Genomic DNA, 3,638 nt, shown 5'->3' with positions numbered 1-3,638 from the left:
CATCGAGCGAACCGTAAGTCACGTGCTCCCCTTCGCAATGCACGGCGAGCGCCTGCGGCTGCCGTGCGGCGCTCGCCACAAAGCGCGCCGGCACTGACTCGAAAGCTTTTTGCGTGGGCGTGGCCGGAATTTCGCGCACCAGTTCGAAACTGGCAAGCGGCGCGGCGACGTTTCGCGCGATCTGCTCGAGCAGCTCAACGTAGTGATCGAGCATCTGTTCGATTACCGAAGCATCGAACAGATCTTCGGCATAGGTCAGGGCCACTTCGAGGCCGTGCGTACGGTCACGCGCAGCGAGCACCAGATCGAAACGTGCGGTCTGCGTACCGACTTCATGATTGGACACCTCGAGGCCAGGCAGATGCGGCATATCGCGATTCGCGCCGAGGTAGTTGAACATCGCCTGAAAAAGCGGTGTGTGGCCCAGACTGCGTTGGGGCTGCAGGGCATCGACCACTTTCGTGAACGGCAGGTCGGCGCAGTCGTGTGCTTCGAGCACGCGTTCACGCACCTGTGCCAGCAGATCCACGAAGGTCGCGAGGCCCGCGAGCTCGGCGCGCACCACCAGCGTGTTGACGAAAAAGCCGATTGCACGCACCACTTCGTGCCGGTCGCGCCCGGCGACCGGCACGCCGACCCGAATGTCGCGCTGACCGCTATAACGGGCGAGCAACAGGTCGAAGGCCGCGAGCAGCACCATGAACAGCGTGGCGTCGTGCGCCTCGCCAAGCTGCCCGAGCGCCGTGCGCAGCGTGGCCGGTAGCACCCGCACTACGCTCGCGCCAGCGCCGCTGCGCAAGCCGGATCGCGAACGCACGTGCGGTAGTTCCAGAACCGGATGCTCGGTGCCGAGACGGTTGCGCCAGTAGTCGAGTTGTCGTTCGAGCGCGGCCTCGTCGAACCATTCGCGCTGCCATTGCGCGTAGTCGCCATACTGGACCTGCGGCGCAAGCACAGACGCACATGCTGTGTCAGGCGCGCCCATCACCGTCGCGCCGGGAGCCGCAACGCAAGCACGGTAAGCCGCCGCAAACTCGGCCACAAACACCTCGATCGACAACCCATCCGCGACAATGTGATGCACGGAGATGTGCAACAGATGGTCATCTGCCGCGCGCCGGATCAGCGCCACGCGCAGCAGCGGACCGCGCTCGAGATCGAACGGCAGCGCGGACCGGCCGGCCAGCAGCGCTGCGAGTGCCGCGTCAGTATCGCGAGCGCCGCCGAGGTCGAATTCATCCCAGCCATACTGTGTCGGCCCGGCGCTCTGGAACGGCACGCCGTCGACCTCGTCGAAGCGCTGCCGTAAGCTCTCATGCGCATCGACCACCTGATCAAGCGCCGCGCGCAGCGCCGGCACATCGAGGCGGCCGCGCAAGCGCACCGCGCCGGTGACGTTGTACGCGGCGCTCGCGGGATCAAGGCGCCACAGGAACCATAAGCGCTCCTGCGCATGCGACAACGCAAAGCGCCGTTCGCTGCCGGGAAACGGGACGATCGGCAAGCGCAATGGGTCGATGCCGCGCTGTTTCACACGGACGCGGAACGCTGCACGTTTCTCGGGCGATAACGCGACATAGGCCGTCGAAATCGACAGCAGGTCCTTCGACACTTCGCTCGCAGTTTCACTCATGGATGGTCTTGATTCGAGAGGGGTTCGGCGGCCAGCGGAGCCAGGCGCGCTGTGGCCGAAGATCGTTCAGGCGGTCATCGCAACCAGCACGCGGCGCTTGCCGGCGAACGGCGCGCGGCCATGCGACATCAGCAGGTTGTCGAGGATCAGCGTGTCGGCGGCTTGCCAGTCGAACGAGAGCATGGTGTCGCGGTACACCGCGCGGATTTCGCCGAGCATCCCGGCGTCGATCGACGTGCCGTCACCGAAGAAGGTGTTACGCGGCAGACGGTCGTCATCGACGACTTCGAGCAACGCTTCCTGTACCGCGGCCGGTAGATTCGAAACATGAAACAGGTGCGCCTGGTTGAACCACACGGTCTCGCCCGTCACCGGATGACGCAGCTCCGACTGGCAAATCTGGCGCGTACGCAGTGCTTCGCCGTCGTCGAGCCATTCGTAGTCGATCCGGTTGGCGCGGCAATACTGCTCCACCTCGTCACGCTCTTGCGTGCCGAACACCTGCTGCCACGGCAGATCGAGACCGTTTCCGTAGTTGCGCACATACATCACCTGCTTGTCGGCGAACCGGCGGCGCAATGCGGGGTCGAGCCGTTCGTAGACGCGGCGGCTGTCGGCGATCGGTGTCGCGCCACCCTGCTGCGCGACGATGTCGCAGTAGAACCAGATCGACGCCGGCCAGCTGAGCGTGTAGGACTGCTCGTTATGTTGATCGATCCATTGATCGGCCGGATATTCCGTCGAGGAGTAGACGCCTTTTTCGATCTTGCTGCGCGGCGTCGAGCCGAATTCGTAGGTCAACGTCGGTTGGCCGAAGCTTGTGACGAGACGATCGAAGCCCGACGCGCCGAGTGCATTGAAACCGCGCAGCAAGACACCGCCATAGATTGACCGCGCACGCGCTACGCGAGTCTGCAGCTGCGGCAGAAATGCCTCAACACTCGTTGCGTCATTTGGGCTCAACACCAGCACACGGGTGCCGTTTCGCTCAATCACCTGTTCGTTGATTGCCGCGTCGATACCGCTGATCAATGTGTCCATGCTTCGCCTTTCGTCGCGGCCGGCTTAGGCGTGGCCGGCTTAGGTGCCGCCGGCTCAGCCGCAGTCGGCTGCGCAAGCGCACCCGCAAGAGATGTGGCCACGCACGCCATCACGGAATCAGGCGTGCCGTCGAGATAGAAGTGCCCGCCTTCGAAACGATGCAGCGTGCACGTACCGCGAGTTTCGTCACGCCAGGCTGCGACGTCTTCAGCGCACGCGGTGGCGCGATCATCACAGCCGGTGAAAACGCCGACTGGGCAAGCAAGCGGCTCGCGCACGGTGGCGTCGCCACACGTTGCAAGCGGCGCGTAGGTGCCACACAGATGAAAGTCAGCCCGCAACACCGGCAGCACAAAATCGATAAAGTCGCGATCGTCGAGCAACGCAGCAGGCGTGCCGCCGAGCTCGCGCAACCTCGCGACCATAGCCTCATGTGTGCAGTTGAGCCAATGCGTCTCCCGGTTGCGCCGCGACGGTGCGACCGATGCCGAAGCGCCAAACCAGACCGGCTCGAGTCCATGACGCGCGCGGAGCGCGTGAATCAGTTCGAAGCCGACGAGCGCGCCCATGCTGTGACCGAACACCGCGAACGGCACGTCGTCATCTAGCTGGTCGGTGACTTCGTCGAGCAGCATGTCGATCAGCGCCAGCCACTCGGTATGGGCGGGCAGTCTGCAACGTGAACCGTGCCCCGGCAACTCCAGCAGCACCACCTGCACGCCGCGCGGCAGGCGCTGCGCCCAGCGGCGATACAGCATCGCGCTCCCACCCGCATGCGCGAGACAAACCAGGCGCACGGGCGGTAACACTGCAGGCACCGCGACGAATCCGCTCATCGGTCAGATCGCCGAACCCGCGCGCGCCGCTGCGTCTTTCGCCGCGTCCTCTGCCATTGCCTGGCGCAAGCTGAGCGGACGCATGTCGGTCCACACCTCGTCGACCCACGCAAGGCACTCCTCCCGCT

General features: G+C 64.7%; 3 protein-coding genes and 1 pseudogene. All 4 read right to left on the bottom strand.

All coding sequences use genetic code 11. The annotated features are described in order from the left end of the window. Nucleotides 1-1,633, bottom strand: a 1,633-nt coding sequence (locus M0954_RS15850; RefSeq protein WP_297354194.1) for a condensation domain-containing protein, incomplete at its 3' end; no start/stop codon positions are given. Nucleotides 1,634-1,699: 66 nt separating this feature from the next. Next, nucleotides 1,700-2,674 (bottom strand): TauD/TfdA family dioxygenase, encoded by a 975-nt coding sequence (locus tag M0954_RS15845; protein ID WP_133894079.1) that lies wholly within the window; start codon nt 2,672-2,674, stop codon nt 1,700-1,702. After that, nucleotides 2,662-3,510, bottom strand: a complete 849-nt coding sequence (locus M0954_RS15840; RefSeq protein WP_133894078.1) for an alpha/beta fold hydrolase — start codon at nt 3,508-3,510, stop codon at nt 2,662-2,664. The genes M0954_RS15845 and M0954_RS15840 overlap by 13 nt, the downstream gene beginning before the upstream one ends. A 3-nt stretch (nt 3,511-3,513) precedes the next feature. Beyond that, a pseudogene (locus tag M0954_RS30360) lies at nt 3,514-3,638 on the bottom strand (MbtH family protein); the annotation flags it as partial.

This window comes from Paraburkholderia sp. (assembly GCF_026225065.1).
In the GTDB taxonomy this organism is placed as follows: Bacteria; Pseudomonadota; Gammaproteobacteria; order Burkholderiales; family Burkholderiaceae; genus Paraburkholderia.
This window is presented reverse-complemented; position numbering and strand designations above follow the sequence as displayed.

What these genes read in the sequence shown, in the direction of transcription:
- M0954_RS15845 (WP_133894079.1), bottom strand. Translation starts at nt 2,674, where the DNA reads ATGGACACATTGATCAGCGGTATCGACGCGGCAATCAACGAACAGGTG.
- M0954_RS15840 (WP_133894078.1), bottom strand. Translation starts at nt 3,510, where the DNA reads ATGAGCGGATTCGTCGCGGTGCCTGCAGTGTTACCGCCCGTGCGCCTG.